The 20,242-nt window shown below is 32.2% G+C and carries 20 protein-coding genes; 7 read left to right on the top strand and 13 right to left on the bottom strand.

Features of this window, described 5'->3' with window-relative positions; genetic code table 11:
- Positions 1–134 precede the first annotated feature (134 nt).
- From J7M77_RS01365 to J7M77_RS01350, 4 genes are all read left to right on the top strand, one after another.
- Positions 135–1,043, top strand: a complete 909-nt coding sequence (locus tag J7M77_RS01365; protein ID WP_296875236.1) for a ketopantoate reductase family protein — start codon at positions 135–137, stop codon at positions 1,041–1,043.
- 134 nt (positions 1,044–1,177) lie between these two features.
- Positions 1,178–1,795 carry a TetR/AcrR family transcriptional regulator gene (locus J7M77_RS01360; RefSeq protein ID WP_296875234.1) on the top strand — a complete coding sequence of 206 codons (618 nt, stop codon included), beginning with the start codon at positions 1,178–1,180 and terminating at the stop codon, positions 1,793–1,795.
- An 81-nt stretch (positions 1,796–1,876) separates the two neighbouring features.
- Entirely contained in the window at positions 1,877–3,688 is a 1,812-nt protein-coding gene (locus J7M77_RS01355) for an ABC transporter ATP-binding protein (protein ID WP_296875232.1), read from the top strand.
- On the top strand, positions 3,681–5,423 hold the full coding sequence (locus tag J7M77_RS01350) for an ABC transporter ATP-binding protein (RefSeq protein WP_296875229.1): 1,743 nt from the start codon (positions 3,681–3,683) through the stop codon (positions 5,421–5,423). The genes J7M77_RS01355 and J7M77_RS01350 overlap by 8 nt, the downstream gene beginning before the upstream one ends.
- Before the next feature lie 27 nt (positions 5,424–5,450).
- Here J7M77_RS01350 and J7M77_RS01345 read toward each other — a convergent pair whose 3' ends face one another.
- From J7M77_RS01345 to J7M77_RS01295, 11 genes are all read right to left on the bottom strand, one after another.
- Positions 5,451–5,987 (bottom strand): flavodoxin family protein, encoded by a 537-nt coding sequence (locus tag J7M77_RS01345; RefSeq protein ID WP_296875227.1) that lies wholly within the window; start codon positions 5,985–5,987, stop codon positions 5,451–5,453.
- Positions 5,962–7,002, bottom strand: coding sequence for an NADH:flavin oxidoreductase (locus J7M77_RS01340; RefSeq protein WP_296875225.1), 1,041 nt, complete (start codon positions 7,000–7,002; stop codon positions 5,962–5,964). Before J7M77_RS01340 ends, J7M77_RS01345 begins: the two co-directional genes overlap by 26 nt.
- Entirely contained in the window at positions 6,999–7,550 is a 552-nt protein-coding gene (locus J7M77_RS01335; RefSeq protein WP_296875222.1) for a hypothetical protein, read from the bottom strand. The genes J7M77_RS01340 and J7M77_RS01335 overlap by 4 nt, the downstream gene beginning before the upstream one ends.
- Positions 7,551–7,584: 34 nt before the next feature.
- A complete protein-coding gene (locus J7M77_RS01330) occupies positions 7,585–8,442 on the bottom strand; it encodes an arginase family protein (RefSeq protein WP_296875221.1) in 858 nt (285 codons plus the stop codon).
- A gap of 11 nt (positions 8,443–8,453) precedes the next feature.
- Positions 8,454–9,866 carry a glycoside hydrolase family 1 protein gene (locus tag J7M77_RS01325; RefSeq protein ID WP_296875219.1) on the bottom strand — a complete coding sequence of 471 codons (1,413 nt, stop codon included), beginning with the start codon at positions 9,864–9,866 and terminating at the stop codon, positions 8,454–8,456.
- A gap of 12 nt (positions 9,867–9,878) precedes the next feature.
- Entirely contained in the window at positions 9,879–11,729 is a 1,851-nt protein-coding gene (locus J7M77_RS01320) for a beta-glucoside-specific PTS transporter subunit IIABC (RefSeq protein ID WP_296875217.1), read from the bottom strand.
- A 159-nt stretch (positions 11,730–11,888) separates the two neighbouring features.
- A complete protein-coding gene (locus tag J7M77_RS01315; RefSeq protein ID WP_296875215.1) occupies positions 11,889–12,731 on the bottom strand; it encodes a MurR/RpiR family transcriptional regulator in 843 nt (280 codons plus the stop codon).
- Between the two features lie 75 nt (positions 12,732–12,806).
- A complete protein-coding gene (locus J7M77_RS01310; RefSeq protein WP_296875213.1) occupies positions 12,807–13,499 on the bottom strand; it encodes an LrgB family protein in 693 nt (230 codons plus the stop codon).
- The gene (locus J7M77_RS01305; RefSeq protein ID WP_296875211.1) at positions 13,492–13,851 is read right to left on the bottom strand and encodes a CidA/LrgA family protein; all 360 of its coding nucleotides are present in this window, start codon (positions 13,849–13,851) and stop codon (positions 13,492–13,494) included. Before J7M77_RS01305 ends, J7M77_RS01310 begins: the two co-directional genes overlap by 8 nt.
- Positions 13,852–13,927: 76 nt before the next feature.
- Positions 13,928–15,268, bottom strand: a complete 1,341-nt coding sequence (locus J7M77_RS01300) for an NlpC/P60 family protein (protein WP_296875209.1) — start codon at positions 15,266–15,268, stop codon at positions 13,928–13,930.
- A 181-nt stretch (positions 15,269–15,449) separates the two neighbouring features.
- Positions 15,450–16,610, bottom strand: coding sequence for a C40 family peptidase (locus J7M77_RS01295; protein WP_296875208.1), 1,161 nt, complete (start codon positions 16,608–16,610; stop codon positions 15,450–15,452).
- Between the two features lie 184 nt (positions 16,611–16,794).
- On the opposite strand from J7M77_RS01295, the gene J7M77_RS01290 reads away from it, so the two are divergent.
- Positions 16,795–17,808 (top strand): glycoside hydrolase family 25 protein, encoded by a 1,014-nt coding sequence (locus J7M77_RS01290; RefSeq protein ID WP_296875206.1) that lies wholly within the window; start codon positions 16,795–16,797, stop codon positions 17,806–17,808.
- Position 17,809: 1 nt separating this feature from the next.
- On the opposite strand, the gene J7M77_RS01285 is transcribed toward J7M77_RS01290, so the two are convergent.
- Both J7M77_RS01285 and J7M77_RS01280 read right to left on the bottom strand, forming a co-directional pair.
- Positions 17,810–18,292, bottom strand: a complete 483-nt coding sequence (locus J7M77_RS01285) for a ferritin family protein (protein ID WP_296875204.1) — start codon at positions 18,290–18,292, stop codon at positions 17,810–17,812.
- Positions 18,293–18,341: 49 nt separating this feature from the next.
- Positions 18,342–18,833 carry a GNAT family N-acetyltransferase gene (locus J7M77_RS01280; RefSeq protein WP_296875202.1) on the bottom strand — a complete coding sequence of 164 codons (492 nt, stop codon included), beginning with the start codon at positions 18,831–18,833 and terminating at the stop codon, positions 18,342–18,344.
- A gap of 111 nt (positions 18,834–18,944) precedes the next feature.
- Here J7M77_RS01280 and J7M77_RS01275 point away from each other — a divergent pair, with 111 nt between their 5' ends.
- Positions 18,945–19,730, top strand: a complete 786-nt coding sequence (locus tag J7M77_RS01275; RefSeq protein ID WP_296875200.1) for an HD domain-containing protein — start codon at positions 18,945–18,947, stop codon at positions 19,728–19,730.
- A gap of 190 nt (positions 19,731–19,920) precedes the next feature.
- On the top strand, positions 19,921–20,242 hold a 322-nt coding region (locus J7M77_RS01270; RefSeq protein WP_296875198.1), incomplete at its 3' end, for an SIS domain-containing protein.

Genomic DNA, 20,242 nt, shown 5'->3' with positions numbered 1-20,242 from the left:
TTGGTATGACAACGAAAATTCATATACTTCTAACATGGTTAGAACTATCAAATATTTTGCTGAATTAACAAAATAATTAATTGAAACTTATGCAAAAGCTGGTCATTAGATCAGCTTTTTTCGTGGAGGTAAAAATGATTAAAAGAATAGGAATAGTTGGAATGGGGGCTTTAGGCTTGTTGTACGCTAACTGGGTCAAAGAAAGTAATCTTGGTGTAGTAGTTGATTTTGTAATGGATGAAAAACGCTACCAAAGGAATCAGGATGTTATTTATAAAATTAATAATCAAACGGTTGATTTTACAAAAGTTCCTTGCACTCAGGTTAAACCGTATGATTTAGTTATTGTTGCAGTTAAAGCTACCGCTTTAACAAGTGCTTTGGATGTAATGGAAAATATGGTTGATGAACATACAACGATTATTTCAGTTTTAAATGGAATTACTAGTGAAAAAATTATTGGACAAAGATTTGATAGTAACCAGGTTCTATACGCTATTGCTCAAGGTATGGATGCTGTTAAGTTTGAAAATGAATTAACATACACTAATCGTGGTCATTTACTTTTAGGAGTTAATAATAAAGAACAAGAAGCAAGATTACAAGAACTCACTGCTTTTTTTGATCAAGTAAAATTAACTTATTATGTCAAAGAAGATATTTTGCATCATTTATGGGCTAAGTTTATGTTGAATGTAGGGATTAATCAGATTTGTATGGTTTATGATACTAATTACGGTGGGGCGATGGAACCTGGTGAAAGCCATGAGATGATGATCAAAGCAATGAAAGAAGTAATAGAGTTATCAAAATATGAAGGGATTGATTTAGGATTACAAGATCTTCAATTTTATCTAGATTTGATTGCTACACTAGATCCTTTAGGACTGCCATCAATGGCTCAGGATGCTAAAAGCAAACGATATAGTGAAGTGGAATTATTTTCGGGAACGGTACTTAGTTTAGCTAAAAAACATCATTTACAAATGCCAACTAATGAATTTTTATATCAAAGAATTAAAGAAATTGAAAGTAAGTATTAAAAACAACGTTTAGTGCGTTGTTTTTAGTTTTGTCAATATTAATCTTAACAAAATTAATTGAACATATTGACATAAAAATATACTGGGTGTATCATAATGTTAGTTATATATAACACTGTTATATGGAGTGTATTATGGAAGAAAAATCATCAGAAACATTATTAAAAATTCAGCGGGCCGCAATAGATGAATTTCTAGAAAAAGGATTTTTAAAAGCTTCATTACGACAAATTGTAAAATATGCGGGAGTAACGACCGGAGCGTTTTATGGTTATTTTTCAAGTAAAGAAGCGTTATTTGCTTCGATTGTTGAACCACATGCAGCGTTGTTAAAGAGTAAATATATTGATGCGCATATTGATTTTGCTAATTTGCCTGAAGAAAAGCAGCCTGAGCATTTAGGGGTTGAATCGAAAGATTATATTGACTGGATGGTTGATTATATTTGTTGCAATCGTAAGCCGGTTAAATTACTTTTATGTAAATCTGAAGGAACTAGTTATGAAAATTTTTTGCATAGTTTGATTGAAATAGAAGTAGAAAGTACAATTAGGTATTTAAAAACATTACAACATTTAGGTTATGATGCACCTGATTTAAATCCATCTTTATGTCATATTTTAGCTAGTGGAATGATTGGTGGAATTTTTGAGATAGTTATCCATGATATTCCTAAAAGTCAGGCTATCAAAGATGTTGAGCATCTACGTTCTTTTTATACAGCAGGCTGGTTAAAGCTGTTAAATTCTTAGTTATTAATATTATTAAGGGGTTATACCCTTATTATTTTAGTCAATGAGTTAGCTTTAGCTAACTAAAGAAAGGAGATTTTTATGAAAAATGAGAAAAAAAGTGCTATATCAATTTTATTGAATTATGCAGGTAATTTAAAAGGATTAACATTTTTAGGACTTGTTTTATCGGCAATTTCAATGCTTTTAAGTATGGGACCTTATATTTGTATCTGGCTTGTAGCTCGCGATTTAATTGCGGTGGCACCTAATTGGACCAATGCCAAAAGTATTGTTCAATTTGGCTGGTTAGCCTTTGGTTTTGCGATTGCAGGAATTATTTTATATTTTTTAGGATTAATGTGTACTCACTTAGCGGCATTTCGCACTGCTGCAAATATTCGTAAACAAGGGGTAGCTCATGTTATGAAAGCACCATTAGGTTTCTTCGATTCCAATGCTTCGGGATTAATTAGGGGTAGATTAGATGCTGGGGCTGCTGATACGGAAACTTTACTAGCACATAATTTAGCGGATATTGTTGGAACAATGGTTTTATTTATAGGAATGATTGTTTTAATGTTTGTTTTTGATTGGAAAATGGGTGCTGCTTGTCTTTTATCAGCGATAATTTCTGTGATTGCTATGTTTTCAATGATGGGTGGCAAAAATGCCAAACTAATGGCAGAATATCAGGCAGCTCAAGATCGGATGACAAAAGCGGGAACTGAATATGTTCGTGGAATTCCGGTTGTTAAAATTTTCCAGCAGACAGTTTATTCGTTTAGAGCGTTTAAAGAAGCAATTGAAGATTATAGCGATAAAGCGGAATATTACCAGGGGGATGTGTGTCAAGTACCTCAATCAATTAATTTAACCTTTACAGAAGGCGCGTTTGTCTTTTTAGTACCGGTTGTTTTATTTCTTGCTCCTAGTGCATTATCTAATGGTAATTTAGCAGCGTTTGTAACCGATTTTGCTTTTTACGCAGTCTTTTCAGCAATTATTTCTACTTCTCTTGCAAAAATTATGTTTGCATCAGCAGGAATAATGTTAGCGACTACGGCGTTAGAACGAATTAATTTAGTAATGGATGCCCCAGTACTTCAAACACCTAAAGATCCCCAAATGCCAAAAGGGAATCAAGTTGAATTTAAAGACGTTAGTTTTCGCTATGAGGGCTCTAATAATTTAGCTTTATCGCATGTATCTTTTGTGGCAAAACCTGGGGAAACGGTTGCCTTGGTGGGACCATCAGGTGGTGGAAAAACAACAGCTGCTAGTTTAATTCCGCGTTTTTGGGATGCAACATCAGGAGCAGTGGAAGTTGGTGGTGTTGATGTCACTAATATTGATCCCCATGTACTTATGGATCAGGTAGCCTTTGTATTTCAAAATAATCGTTTATTTAAAACTTCAATTTTAGAAAATGTGCGGATTGCTCGTCCTGAAGCCACTCGTCAAGAAGTTTTAGATGCGTTGATAGCAGCTCAGTGTAAAGATATTCTTGATAAACTTCCTGATGGAATAGATACTCAAATAGGTAGCATTGGAACTTATCTTTCTGGAGGTGAACAGCAGCGGATCGTTATTGCTAGAGCAATTTTAAAAGACGCACCAATTATTGTACTCGATGAAGCTACAGCTTTTGCTGATCCAGAAAATGAAGTGCTTATCCAAAAAGCATTTAATGCATTGACAATTAATCGGACCGTTATAATGATTGCTCATCGTCTTTCGACAATTATAGGAGCCAATAAAATCATTGTTTTAAATCAAGGAGAAATGGTTGAACAAGGAACACATAATGAATTGCTTGAACGTGATGGTCTTTATGCTTCAATGTGGGCTGATTACAACAAGGCAGTGCAATGGAAGATTACTCGTGACAAGGAGGGTGGCGTAAATGTTTAATGAAAAGTTTCAAAAGAAATATGCGTTGACTAGTCAAGGCATCCAAAATACTAAAAAAGGAGCATTCTGGACGGTAATTGTAAACTTGATTGTCATGGCTGGAACGGGAATTTTGTATTTGGTTATGGGGAATTTTATGGATACATTATCTAATGGAAGCCCTTTACCAAATGGATTGTTTATAATTGCAATGATCATACTTTTTGTGGTTTTATCTTTGATAACACACTTACAGCAGTACAAGGCAACTTATGGACTAGTTTACAATGAGGTTAAAGTAACTCGTCTTAGTCTTGCTGAAAAACTTCGGAAACTGCCTTTGGGATATTTTGGAAAACGTGATTTAGCCGATCTAACAGAAACGATTATGGGTGATGTTAATAGAATGGAACATGTCTGGTCCCATGTATTAGGGTATTTATACGGGGCTTATATTTCGACTGCTATTATTGCTATTTGTTTGTTTTTTTATGATTGGCGATTAACAATTGCTTGTTTATGGGGTGTACCAGTTGCTTTTGGATTATTATTTGGAAGTCGGAAAATTGCTGATCGTAATGCTATCCGAACTAAAAAAGCAGCGATTAAAGTATCCGATGGAATTCAAGAAGCATTAGAAAATATTCGTGAAATTAGAGCAACTAATCAAGAAGAACGTTATTTAGAAAGTTTAAATCAAAAAATTGATGAACATGAAAAGATCATGATAAAAGGTGAATTAGTAACCGGTATTTTTGTTAATGGAGCAAGTGTAATCATGCGCTTAGGTGTTGCCACAACAATATTAATAGGTGCTAATCTTATTCTTGATGGCAGCATTGATTTTATGTTGTTGTTTATGTTTCTATTAATTATTACTCGGGTATATGCACCTTTTGATCAAAGTTTAGCGCTTATCGCCGAAATGTTTGTATCCCAAGTATCAGCTAATCGAATGATGGAAATTTATGATACTCCAATTGCTAAAGGAGATGAGACTTTTACACCTGATGGTCATGATATTAGTTTTGAACATGTTAGTTTTTCTTATGATAAAAATGAAGTACTTCATGATGTCAGTTTTGTAGCTAAAGAAGGAGAAGTAACGGCATTAGTGGGACCATCGGGATCTGGAAAAAGTACTTGCGCCAAATTGGCAGCTCGGTTGTGGGAAATTAATCAAGGAGTTATTAAAGTAGGCGGGGTTGATATTGCAACTGTAGATCCCGAAATATTACTAAGTGATTATTCTATGGTTTTTCAAGATGTTATACTATTTGATGATACGGTAATGGAAAACATTCGTCTTGGTAAACGTGGTGCTAGTGACAAAGAAGTATTAGATGCAGCTAAAGCAGCAAACTGCGATGAGTTTGTAAGTAGATTGCCACAAGGGTATAATAGTCAAATTGGTGAAAATGGCGCTAAGTTATCTGGTGGTGAGCGACAAAGAATTTCAATTGCCCGTGCTCTTTTAAAAGATGCGCCAATTGTATTATTAGATGAAGCAACTGCTAGTCTTGATGTTGAAAATGAAACAAAAGTACAAAGAGCGCTTTCACGTTTACTGGCAGGTAAAACCGTATTAGTTATTGCCCATCGTATGCGGACTGTTGAATCAGCTGATAAAATAATTGTTTTAGATAACGGTCGTGTCGTTGAATCAGGAACGCCTAATGAATTGATGCAGCAACAGGGAACTTATTATCGAATGGTTAATTTACAACGACAAAGTGCTAAATGGCAGCTTAAATAAAAACAACGTGCTAAACGTTGTTTTTATTTACAGCGATTTTCCTAGATTGTAAGCTTGGGTAGGATACTTTGAGTTAATAATATCATTTTTATAATAACAATTGGTTGCTAGTACAGTGCCACAATCTTGCCAGCCTAAATATCTAAGCTGGATATGATATGTTGTAACTAGTCCATCCGTTATCCAGTTTTGATCGCTTGCACCAGCTACTAATAAAACGGCTTTTTTATTAGTATCGCGGATCAAATCATCAATGCCATGAAAACGATCAATAACTGTCTTTAATTGAGCACTGTAACTATGATAGTAAAGTGGGGTAATAAAAGCAATAAGATCAGCATTGATAATATGAGGATATAATTTATGCATATCATCTTTTAAAATACAAGCAATTTTGCCATATTGACATTGATCGCAGCCAAGGCAAGTTTTAACTTTATGACTAGAACAATCAAATTGGAAAATTTCATGACCAGCTTCAATTGCTCCTTCAATAAATTTTTGGGTTAATATACTTGTTGTCCCGTTTTTGTGAGGACTACCAGTTAATACTGTTATTTTCATCATCGTTCTCCATTTTCTTAGATTTATTTAGGTTAATAGCGGGGCATTTGCGTCCATCGCGATACCACAGGCATCTTTTACAATTTAAACATTTATTAACTTCAAGATCATTTTTAACTTTTTGGCTCCATAAAGGATCACATAATTGACCACGACCAACGGCAACTAAATCAACCATATTAGCCATTAATATTTCTTCAGCTTCCATACCTTCACTAATATTACCAACACCAATAATGGGAATCGTTACTGCTTGTTTAACTGTTGAAGCAGCATATATTTTATCATCAAATGGGAAATTATCAGGTTTATGATAATAATCATTTAAACCAGTAGAAATATCGAGAAAATCAGCACCAGCATTTTGACAAGCTTGACTTGATAAAACTAATTCATTTAAATTACTATTACCAAGACGAACACCAACAATAAAGTCCTGGGTACATTCTTGTTTGATTTCTTTGATGATTTCAATTAGAAACCGGATTCGATTTTCAAAGCTGCCACCATATTGATCATTTCTTTGACTAGTTTCGATAATTTCATTAATAAACATGCCATGAGCACCATGAATTTCAACGCCATCAAAACCAGCTTTTTGACATCTTTTCGCCGCCTGGATAAAATCGTTTTTATATTTTAAAAGCTGATTAATCGATATATCAGTAAGACTATTTTCTTTCATTGCCTTTAATCCTGTATTCATGATTTGCACAAGGGCTAGTGATTCATATTGATGAATTGCTTTGGCTAATTTTGATAAACCATTGATACAACTATCATTATCGATATTGATAGTATTTCTTGGCTCATTTAGTTTAGTCACAGCACAGGCTTCAATAATGATTGTACCTGTTGTAGCCTTGGCAATCCTTTGATAATGATCAAGATGGCGTTGATTAACTAAACCATCACTTTTAGTCATCCCAAAATCAGCCATGGGCGGTAAGACAATTCGATTTTTGACAACTTTATTATTTATTTTAAGGGTGGAAAATAATTTTTGATAAATCATTTTATTAATCTCCTAGTAATTGATTTCATGAAATCTAAAATTGGTCCAATGCCAAAGGCAATGAAGATAGTACCGATTTGAATCGGTCCACCAATTAAATAAGCTAAGATAGCAACTGTTATATCTAGAATCATTCGTAACATAAAGGGACTTTTTTTAATTGAATCGCCGATAGTAAATGAAATACTGTCATAGGGAACCATTCCTAAATCGCAGTTCATATATAAAGACATACCAAATGTGATAAATAAAATACCAATCATAAATAACAAAATATTGATAATAAGTGGCATTGTTGCTGGTAATAAGAAATTAATGATAGTATTGATTAGTTGTAATATATAGCCAAATGTTAACATTGGTATAATACTGCCAATTCCAAGATATTTTTTGTTGTTACATAAAATTAAAACGGCAATTATTACTTGAGCTAAAAGAGTAAAGATTCCAAGTGATAAATTTAATTGATTCGAAGCTCCAATGCAAAAAGCATTAAAAGGATCAATACCAAAATGAGTATAATTACATAATCCAGTTCCAATTGCCATAATAACAATACCACATAAAATAATAAGCAGTTTTTTAATCATTGAAAATAGTTATTTTAGATAGCATCTGGTTTAATCTCATCGCATCCCAAGGCATGTGTTCAGCGATTGTTAAACCGACAATTTCACTATATTTTGATACATCTTTAAAAATTTGACCAACCTGGTTTAAAGTTAATTTACCGATTGCAGCACCAAATGATTCTAGATATGGTTCGGCTGGATAAATTGATCTAAAATCTTCAGGTGTTAAAACATCTAAATCAAAATGTACAGCTAAATATTTAATGTTTTCTTTTTTGATCCAATCAGTAATAATATCACTGTTAGTAAATAATTGTTCACTAGTAGCATAAGGAATTTTTTTGCTGTTGACAATTTGATCTTTTTCTCTTAGTTCTTCATAAACAAGACCAGCCAGCATAACGCGATTAACAGCTACCGGATTTTTGGTAGTTGTTGCTGGTGATGAATTATGACCAGTGATTAAATTATTAAGAACCATTTCATGTAAACGTGAAGATGATTCAACTGTAGCTACATCAGGATGCGCATCTAACCAGAGAATACCTAATTTATCTTGATATTTTTGGCTAAGATAATCAAAGGGTACTTGTGAGACTGAACAGTCGCCACCTAATACAATGATGCGATCAGGATTTTTAATTTCGAGTATTTTTTTGGTTGCATTCATTTGTTTAATCAATATTTCTTCACCTTCAATACCATTGGTAACTTTTAAAGGTGTATTTAAATCCATGTTAATAGGAACTGATACAGTTTCAATTGCTGGATTACTAGGAACGATTGTGTTTAAAAGCTTGGCACCAAAGACATAATCAGGGTTATTCCCACCTTGCCATTGTGGTAAATCTAAACGAATTGTTTTCATGTGTTTTCTCCTTAAATCTTATTTGTAAGTGTTTTTCCATTCGATAAAATGACATCACGATACCAGTTAAAACTATCTTTTTTATATCTTTTCAATGATCCTTCACCTTGATCATTACGATCAACATAGATAAAACCATAACGTTTTTCCATTTGACATTCACTATTACTTACCAAATCAATTGGGGCCCAGCTTGTATATCCCAATACTTTAACACCATCTTGTAAGGCTTCATAAACTTGCAATAAATGCGCTTGAAAGAAATTAATCCGATAATCATCATGAATTTTCCCGTCTTCCAAAACATCTTTAAAGCCCATTCCATTTTCAACGATAAATAATGGTAATTGATAACGATCATAAAGCTGATTCAATAATATTCTAAGCCCCTTAGGATCAATTTGATAACCCCATTTAGAAACTGATAAATATGGATTTTTTATGGCTGAAGCAATATTACCTTGTGCTTTTACTTGTTTACTTTCATCACTGCTAGCACAATCACTGGAATAATAGCTTAAAGATATAAAATCAACGACATTTTTTAAATCAATTAGATCTTGTTTAGTTATCTCAAGATGAATATCGTGTTCTTTAAAATAACGTTGCATGTAATTTGGATATTGACCCCGAGTATGGACATCAGCGAAAAATAACGTTTTTCTTTCTTTTTCCATGGTTGCCTGGACATCATCTGGATTAGGTGTTAACGGATAAATTGGTGAACCGGCGATCATGCAGCCAACCATTAATGATGGATTGAGCTCATGACAATATTTTGTAATTAAAGCACTGGCTACAAATTGATGATGGATTGCCTGATATAAAATACTTGGATCAATTTCATCAATTTTACCTTGGATTCCGGCACCATTAAATGGCGCATGTAAAGTCATATTGATTTCATTAAAAGTTAGCCAGTATTTAACTTGATCTTGATATCTATCAATTATTATTTTGGCATATTTTAAATAGAAATCAATCAGTTTTCGATTTTTCCAACCGCCATATTTTACTGCGAGATTTAAAGGCATTTCATAATGAGATAAAGTAATCATTACCTGGATATGATGTTTTTTTAATTCATTAAGCAAATCATCATAGTATTTTAAACCCGCTTCATTTGGAAGCTTATCATCACCGTTAGGAAAAATTCGTGACCAGGCAATGGAAATTCTTAGAATTTTAAAATTCATTTGAGATAAAAGTTCAATATCATCTCGATAACGATGATAAAAATCGATACCTTCTTTTTTTAAATAATTTTCTCTTGGGGGAATGACAACATCACCAAATACACCGTCAGGTAAAGCATCAGCAGTTGAAAACTGTTTACCATCTTCTAAAACTGCTCCTTCACATTGGTTAGCAGCAATCGCACCACCCCATAAAAAATCAGCTGGAAATTGAATTTGTTTGCTCATATTATTTTTCTCCTATTTTTTTAATGTTAGAACTGGCTGACCAGTTTTGATATCAGAAGTATCTACCAAATTAAATTGACTAAAATCATTAGAGTTACAGACAACATGAATAACCATATCAGGATAACCTGCTTTTTTTACCATTTCTAAATCAACATCAACATCAACTAATAAATCACCTTTATTAACTCTTTGACCTTGTTTTACTTTACCATCAAAACCTTTTCCTTCCATATTGACAGTATCAATTCCGATATGAATTAGTAATTCCAAACCATCATCACTGGTAATACCAATAGCGTGATTAGTAGGGAAAACAGCACTAATAGTACCGCTTGCCGGTGCATAAATTTTTCCAGCTTGAGGAATGATTGCAAAGCATTGACCCATCATGCCCTTAGAAAAAACATTATCTGGAATTTGTTCCATAGTAATTAATTTTCCATCAGTAGCGCTACAAACTTCGATACTTTCAGGTAAATAATTAGAATTATTTAAAGAATTATCAAATTGTTCATCATATTCATCACTTGGCACATCTTCAAAACCAGTAATCATAACCCAAATAAAAGCGACTATAAAAGCAACAGAGCATGAAACAACAAACCAAATAAATGTATCAGTTAAAAATAATGGTATCCCAATAATTGGCCCAGTTCCCATACCAGTGGCAGTTACATGGAATAATCCAGCAATTGCTCCACCAACGGCACCACCAATACAAACACCAATTAATGGTCGTTTTAATTTGGTTGTGATTCCATATAAAGCAGGTTCGGTAATTCCTAAAATGGCATTTAAAGCAGCTGTTCCCGCTAAAGATTTAAAATCTTTATTTTTGGTTTTTAAGAAAACCGCAAAAGTGGCACCAGCTTGAGCGGAGTTTGAAGAAACATTTAAGCCCATTAAATATTCAACACCATAGCTAGAAATTGATTGTACCATTACTGGAGTAAAACCATTATGAATTCCTAATAATACCATTAATGGGAATAATCCTGAGAAAATTGCTCCTGCAATAAAACCATAGTTGATATAGAAGTTTAGGAAATTAGAAGCTAAAATATCACTAATGATTGATCCAATTGGTCCAATGGCTACTAGGACTAAAACACCAGTAACAAAAATTGTCAGTAATGGGACTAAAATCGTTCGTAAAATACTAGGTACGATTTTAGCAAAAAACTTTTCAATATAGCTCATTACAATAATAGTTAGAATAATTGGAAGTACCGTACTACCATAAGAGGCACTATATACCGGGATCCCTAATAAATAATGAGTTGTTCCATCTGAAAGCATTGATACTAAATCGGGATGCAAAATGATTCCAGCGACAACTACTGCTAAATAACGATTACATTTAAAATGAGTTGCGGTACTAACCGCTAATAAAAATGGCATAAAATAATAAGCGGCATCGGAAAATAACATTAACCATTTATACATATCACTATCAGCAGATACTACATTGGCAAACATTAAGCCTAATAAAATCCCTTTTAATAACCCAGCTCCAATAATGGCAGGAAGAATAGGGGTAAAAATTCCAGTAAACGTATCTAAGATCAATGATCCTAGTTTTTTCTTTTCTTGATGATCGTTTGTTTGTTTACCAAGACCAACTAAGGGTTCAAATTCTAAAAAGACATCGGCTACTTTAGGACCTAAAATAATTTGGTATTGTGTTTCGACATAATTAGTTCCCATAACACCAGGTAATTTTTTGATTTCTTCTTCATCAACATTATTTAAATCTTTGATTGTTAGTCTAAGACGGGTAATACAGTGAGTAAGGGCAGTGATATTTTCGGGACCACCAACTAACTCGAGTATTTTTTCAGCTAGTTCTTTATTATTCATTGCTTTTCTCCTTTATCCTTTTTCGTCATTGAGCTCTTTTGACAAAACCAATGTAACATTATCAAAAGGTTAAAACAATAAAGGGAAAATATGTTGTTCTGATAGTATCAAAATAATAAAAAAAGTAATTGAAAACGTGATTTTTTCAGTTTCAATTACTTAGTTATTAATGCGGTTGGTATGATTCATGACGGCAATAGCATTTTCTAAATGGCTGTCATAATTACGAACTAATAGTCCAGAAAATAAGATATCAAAAATATAGGTCATCGAAATAAATGGGGTCATCATTTCTAAGCTCATAACTAAATCTTTTTGATAAATTTCAATGTATTCATTACATTGTTTTTTTAACGCATCAGTTTTTAAACCGCCAATTCCAATTGTATAAATACCTAATTCTTTTAAATATTTTGCAATTCGAACAATCCCTGGGTTACAGCCGGTAAACGATAGTAAAATGGCGACAATATCTTTATTTTTTACTGCCATAATATAATGTTCATTAACCGCTGTATAATTAGAACATTCTTTTCCAATGGAAAGAAATTTAAACATTGCAGCTGTTGCACATGAAGACGTGATTCCCGAGCTGTAAATATCGATTTTATCGCATTTTTCTAAACGACTAACAATTCGTTTTACAGCATAATCATCAATCGCTAAGCGAGTGTAATTAATGGCACTGTCATAAAATGAGGGCAAGATATTAATGACATCATTTAAAGAACTATTTTTATGAAACGGTTCTTCTTTAAGGAGATTATTAAGATGATTTATTTGGCTCATTTCTAGTTCAACAAGATATTTAAATTCATCATAGCTTTTAACATTTATTTTTTTTAATAGACGGAAAACGGTTGCTTTACTAGTATAAGTGACATCGCCAAGATCATTGGCGGTTAGATTCATGATTGAAAATGGATTTTTAAGGATATAGTTGGCAATTTGTTTTTCAGAATTGGTGAAATTATGTTGTTCTTTTAGTTTTTCAATAATCATATCAGTTACCTCTTTTATATAAGTATATCAATTACATTAAAAAATGTATAATAAAAAACAACGAATTTCGTTGTTTTAAATAAAACTGGCAATAATTGGTGCTAAAATAACCGTTAATAATCCCGCAATAGCGATTGATAAACTACTCATTGCACCTTCAATTTCACCAAGTTCTAGAGCTTTAGAAGTACCGATGGCATGGGCACTGTTACCAAGCGCTAAACCGCGAGCTACCGGATGATCAATTCTAAATAATTTAAAGATACTTTTAGCAATAATGGCACCTAAAATACCAGTAATAATAACGACGCCAACAGTTATGGTGGAATTACCACCTAGTTTATCGGATACACCAATTGCAATTGCGGTAGTGATGGATTTAGGTAATAATGAATAAAGGATTTCATTATTACTTTGCATCAGTAAACAAATAATTACTATGGAAACAATACCCGCTAAACAGCCGCAAAATAAACTAATGATGATAGCATCAAAATGTTTTAGTAATATTTGTGTTTGTTTATATAGCGGAATTGCTAAACAGACGGTCGCCGGTGTTAGTAAAAAAGTAATAAATTGTGCCCCTTGATTATAAGTTTGAAAGTCGATATCAAAAATAACTAAAAAAGCAATTGAAATTAAAGCACTAATTAATAAAGGATTAATAATGGGATAGGGCAATTTTTTTCTGATTTGTACAGCAATAAAATAAGTTGCCAGTGAGATTACTAACCCAAAATAAGCACTATTATTAATAAAATCAGTCATTTTTATTCTCCTTTTTTTCAATGATCAACTGAGCAATTTTACCAGTTACGACCATTACCACAATGGTACTGATCAAAGTTACTATGGCAATAACGATTATTTCTTGAAAAATAGCTTCTTTGGCATTAATTAAACTAACTGCCGAAGGGACAAATAATACGGGCATAACTAAAATTAACCAGTCGGCGACTTCTTCAACCTGTGATAATTTAATAATTTTAGTATATAAGCAAAGTAGCATGATGGCTAGTCCATAAACACTGGCCGGAATTGGTAAAGGTAATATTGCCCCTAGGATTTCTCCTAAAAAGGTGACTACCATAATAATTAAAAATTGATTAATGTATTTCATAATTTCCTTCTTTCGATGATGATTATAGCATTATCAATAATAAAGAAAAAGAAAAATCGTATCAAATTGATACGATTTAACCAACATGTCTAATTGTTGAAATACGGCTATAATAATATGAACCTGGTTCAATACTTGAAATTTTTACACATGCATTTGGATCATCACCAAAAGTTGATGAATCACCACCACCAGCATGAATCATTGAGCGAGTACCGTTAGCATTTACGATAACGATACCGATATGATAAGCCGGATTTCCAAAACATACTAAATCACCAGTTTGGCTATTTGCAAAACTAACACTTGACCACATTCTTGAATAACCGGCTGCGGTAGTTCTGCCTACACTTACACCAGCTTGTTTTAATGACCAGTATACTAAACCTGAGCAATCAAAGTAATTAGGACCAGAAGCACCCCAATAGTAACGAGAACCTAATTTTTTATATGCTGCAGCATATATTTTTTGTCCTAAGTTAGTTGTTGAAGGAGTATTTGAACCTCCGCTGTTACTAGAATTATTTTGGTTTCCTGAGTCATTGCTTGAAGAATTGTTATTTCCATTACCGTCATTATTAGTAGATCCATTACCAGAATTATCTGGTTTTTCTGGTTGTACTGGTTGTGGTGGCGGTGGTGCTGGAGTAGCGATTTCATAGGCATTAGCATTAAATTCTTCAATTGCAGCATTTAATGTTTCTGTCATTTCACCATAATCATAAATAGAATTTTGAGTGGCAATAATTGCTCTATTTTGTTCTTGAAGTAATGCAGTATACTTACTTTGTAAGGCTTTTTGTTCTTCTTGTTGAGCAAGTAATACACTCTTAGCTTCTTCTAATAAAGTTTGTTGTGTTTCTAATTGAGCTTTTTGATCTTGAAGTTCAGCAATCAATTCTTGATCACTGGCAGTTAAGGTATTAAAGCTTTCAATTCGAGAAAACATATCGGCAAAACTAGAAGACCCAAAGATATAATTAATAAAAGTATTTTCATTCGTATACGATTGCATTGAATACATACGATCTTTTAATAACTGATTGTTTGTTTCAATACTAGTTTGAAGATTAGTAATTGTTGTGTTTATGTATTCAATTTCGGCTTCTTTACTACTGATTTGTTGATTAATAGCATCGATTTGATTTTTGATACTATCAAGTGTTTCTTCGGTCGAGCTAGCTGCTTCTTTTTGAGAATTTAATTGTTTTGATAATTCATCATTTTTATTTTTCAAATATTGATTAAAATCTTCACAAGTTGCTTTATTGCTATTAGATAAGTTAGCTGATGAACAAGTGTTCATATATTCGCTTTCTTTACCTTCAAAGTTTACGGCTCCAACGGGTTTGATAGCAGTAACTGAAGTAAAAATAGCAGCCGTTAGACTAAAAATAAGTATTTTCTTGTATTTCATTACATCACCTCGATACAAGGTCATTATCCTACATTTGTCACAACTTGTAAATAGAATTTTTAGCAAACCGCTAAAATGTTAATAGTTTAATCTAAAACGTTTTGGATAAAAGCAAAAAAATGGTTCTAAAAAAACAAAAATGCAGGATTTCCTGCATTTTGAATAATTCGTTAACTTGATATTAATAAGGACGTACTGCACAAGTGAAACGACCAACATTAGATGCGATTTTAACAACGTCACCAGTTTGTGGGGCATGGATATATTGACCGCCACCAATATAAATTCCAACGTGTCCTGATTTCCATAAAATATCACCTGGTTGTGCTTCACTTACTGGAATAATCGCACCTGATTCTTTTTGAGAACCAGAATAGTGATCTAGACTAACACCAGCTTGGGCGTAGCAATACATTACTAAACCAGAACAGTCAAATGAATTTGGACCACTTGCTCCCCATACGTAAGGTTTTCCTAGTTGCTGTTTAGCTACTGATACAACAATAGAACCATATTTGTTAGTAGTTGGGATATTTTCTGATGGAGTATATGAACCTCCCCCAGAACCACTATTACTAGATGAATTATTAATAATAATTGAAGATAAGAAAGAATCTAATGAACTTTGAGTACTTGAGATTTTTTCTTGTTCTTTTTCAGCTGAAGCTAACTGATTTTGTTGTTCGCTAAGTAAAGCCTGGTATTGACTTTGTAATGATTCTTGTTCTTTTTTCTGTGATTCAATATTGGCTTTAGCTGTTTCAACAGTTGCTTTTTGCGTTTCAACCTGGTTTTTTTCATCAGCAATTTCAGTGATTAAATCTTCATCGTATGAAGTGATTTCGTTTACACTGTCAACTCTAGCAAAGAAATCAGAAAAATTAGATGCCCCAAAGATAAATTCAACATAAGTGTTACTGTTGTTATATGATTGCATTGAATACATCCGGTTTTTGATTTCTTCTTCTTTTTTAGTAATGCTATCTTCTAAGTTTTTAATTGAAGTTTGTAAATATTCAATCTCATTTTGTTTTTCTTGAATTTGGTTGTTCAATGTTGCAATTTGGGAAATAACACCATCCAATGTGGTTTGAGTCTTAGAAATTTCATCTTTTGAACTATTGATTGAACTTTGTAAATCTTTGTTTTTCTGTTTCAAGTATGTATTGAATTCTTTACATTTAGATAGGTTACTTGAAGATAAATTTGAAGAAGAACATAGTTCCATATACTTGTCTTCTTGACCAGCAAAATTAGTTGCTTCAATTTTAGCTGGTGTATAAGTAGCACCAATTAACATACCTGCTGTTATCGTGGATAAAAATACTTTTTTAATATTCAATTACATCAACCTCCATATATCTTATAGTATATATTATTAAGTTTTATATTAAATTTTGTAGGTTATTATTAAAACCAAACTGATTATAACACAATATTTTCATTTTCGCACTAAAATGATGAAAAAGACATGAAAGTTACACATTTTTTTACAAATCACATATATTAATAGTGGAGGTGGAAAAGTGACAACACATGGAATTGATGTTTCACAGTATCAAGGATTAATAGATTGGGAAGTGGTGAAAAATCGAATTGACTTTGCCATCATTCGCTGTGGCTATGGTCAAGATCGTCCTGATCAAGATGATAAGTTATTTAGACGTAACGCTGATGAGTGTACACGCTTAAAGATTCCTTTTGGTGTTTATTTATATTCGTATGCTAAAAGTACTAGTGATGCCATCAAAGAGGCAGATCACGTTTTAAGACTAGTTAAAGATTATCAAATGGCTTATCCTATTTATTACGATTTAGAGGATAATAATACGACCGGACGCCAATCTAATGAAACGATTGGTGAAATTGCCAAAACATTTGCCGATGCTTTAGAATCCAAGGGTTATTATGTTGGAATGTATGCTTCACTTTACTGGTGGAAAACAAAATTAACTAGTCCAGTTTTTGATCGTTATACTCGCTGGGTGGCTAATTATGCTGCGGAATTAAATTATGATGAAAATTATGATATGTGGCAATATAGCTCTACTGGCTGGGTTGAAGGAGTTCCAACGATCGTTGATCTAGATTATTGCTATGCTGATTTTCCAGCTATCATTAAACGAGCCGGAAAAAATAATTTTGACAAAGATGAAAATGATCTAAATGAATATAAAATAGGTGATACCGTAAGATTTAAATATGTCTTTTTAACTAGTGAATCAGCTAATCCGTTAAGACCATATCGCAATATTGGAACGATTACGAAAATAGAAAAAGGGGCTCGTAATCCATATTTAATTGGTAATGATCAAGGCTGGGTCAATGATGAAGTAATTGAAGGGAAAGTAAATTATTTATCTAATCCTGATTATGTAGGCGACAGTTTTGTGGGGGCTTTGCAACAAATTGGAGTCGATACTAGTTTTCAAAATCGTCAGCGTATCGCTAGATTGAACGGAATTAATAATTATGTTGGCAGTGCAATGCAAAACTTGCAATTATTGCAGTTATTAAAAGAAGGGAAACTAATTAGTTAGCTTAGCTAGCTAATTTAGCTTCCCATTTTTTTAAACAGTTTAAATTGTTTTGTTCATCATTAATTATCTGTTTTAAAACGTTGTTAACTGAAGTATCATCAATAGCAGCTATTTGATTTACATATTTATCTATCTCATTAGCTGTTTGTTTAATCAAAGTCGTTAGAATTTGATTAATATGGCGCGGATAGTTCAAATATGCTGGGGACCAATAATTACATTGATCGTTTTGATAAGTCCAAAGGCGAGGATCAACTTGTAATTTTAACGCTAATTTCATTAATATTTTAAGATGATTAGCTTCAATTTCAACAATTTGATCAAACAGTTGGCTGATTTCAGGTAATTTATCTTCAATAATAATTGAACTGTAAAAATATTGCATAAGTAATGACATTTTTGAATTCATTGCACCAATATCATCTAAGATCATTTTCCCATATTCTTCTTTGCTTACTTTTATTTTAGATGCATGATCTAACATTTATATCACCTCATCTATGTATATTAATAAAAGTAACAGTTATGAATAATTATAGAATTTTTTCAAACGCCAATCTACTTTCTTTTGTTTCAATATAAATAACACCACAATAACTAAAACCGTATTTAGTTAAAAAACGCTGCATTGACTGATTATCTTCGTGAGTATCAATACGAATACTTGGTAAATCAAATAATTTACTAGCTTCATCTAGAATAATTTTAGCTAAACCTTTTCCCTTTTGATCTTCTCTAATTGCAATACGATGGATTACAATATAATTACCATCTTGAAGCCATTTTCCTTCGATATAATTATAATTAGATTCCCCGGCTGTAGAAATCATTACTGTCGCTAAAACTTCATCATTATCTTCTAAAACATAGGCTTCTTTTCTTTGCATATCATTAATAATGGAGATTTCATTAGGATAACCATCTTGCCATTGATTGATCCCCTGGGCTTTAAAGTAGGCTTTAGCCTGATTAATAATTGTCATAATATCTTTTAAATCATTTGCAGTTGCAAGTCTAAGTTTCATTTAATCACATCCTTGGTTATTAATATAGCATAGAACTTATTAATAAGAAAAGATATTTTTATTTTTGTAAATAAATAATCTTTGGCCTATAATGAAGATGAGGTGAATTTAATGATTGATTTAAATAAAGCAAGACAAGTATTTAATCAGTATGTTCAAAATTATAATAGTGAAGATGGTAAAATAGCTTTAAAAATTAGCCATACTTATCGTGTCATGGCTCGGTGTCAGGAAATTGCTGAAAGCTTAAAATTAAGTGATGAAGATGTTAAATTAGCGAGTTTAATTGGTTTATTGCATGATATTGGCCGCTTTGAACAATTAAAAAGATATAACAGTTTTATTGATAGTCAAACGGTAGATCATGGAAATTTAGGCGCTAGTATTTTATTTGATGAGGGATTGATTGATCGTTTTGATGTTGATTTAAAGTATTATCCGTTAATTAAAACAGCAATCATAAATCATAACAAATATGAAATCGAATCTAATCTAGATAAACGTACATATCTGCATTGTCAAATTATTCGCGATGGTGATAAAGTTGATATTTTTAAAACGGGGTTAATTGAACCGATTGAAGTTTTTTTAGGTGATGTAAGTAAAGAAAATCTAGAAAATGATACGATTAGTGATGCTGTTTATCAAAACTTTATGGCTGGTAAAACAGTATTAAGTACATTAAGAAAAACGTCATTAGATCGTTGGGTTTCTTTTTTAGCGTTAGTTTTTGGTTTGAACTTTAGTTATAGTTATCAGTATTTAGCTAATCATCATTATCTTGAACGGTTATTTACTAAAATTGAGTGTAAAAACGAAGATACAAAAGCTAAAATGGATGAATTAAAAAAATATAGTTTGGATTTTTTAGTTGAAAAGATTAATTTAAAAAAGTAATTTTAAAATGATTTATAAATATGTATTTTCCCTAAACCAGATAGTTTGGTTTAGGGTTTTATTATGTTTTTTTAAGTATTAATTTAAGATTTTTATTTATAAAATACTTCCTAATAAATTGAAAGAATATGTAAATATTTAGTGTTTTGAATTTGGGTATAATGAAATTGTAAAGGAAGGAGGCTTTTCAATGGAAGCTTGGGAAAATTATTTTGAAGTTATGGAGAAAGTTGTTCCACAAGTAAAAAATACGCAAAAAGATAATATCAAAAAAGCTGCCAAAATACTTGCTGATACAACTGAAAAAGGAGGTCTTATTTATGGCTTTGGGACGGGTCATTCGCATTTAGTAGTTGATGATGCATTTTGGCGAGCGGCTACTCCCGCTAATTATTGTGCTTTGCTGGAACAAAGTGCAACAGGCAGTTTTGAAATTACAAAAAGTTATTACATTGAAAATATGTATGAAATTGGAAAAATGATAGTTGATTATCATCGAATCACCCCTAATG

Origin of the sequence: Thomasclavelia sp. (assembly GCF_017889095.1) — a bacterium.
In the GTDB taxonomy this organism is placed as follows: Bacteria; Bacillota_I; Bacilli_A; order Erysipelotrichales; family Coprobacillaceae; genus Thomasclavelia.
The sequence above is the reverse complement of the archived record's forward strand: the minus strand, read 5'-3'. Positions and strand labels throughout refer to the sequence as shown.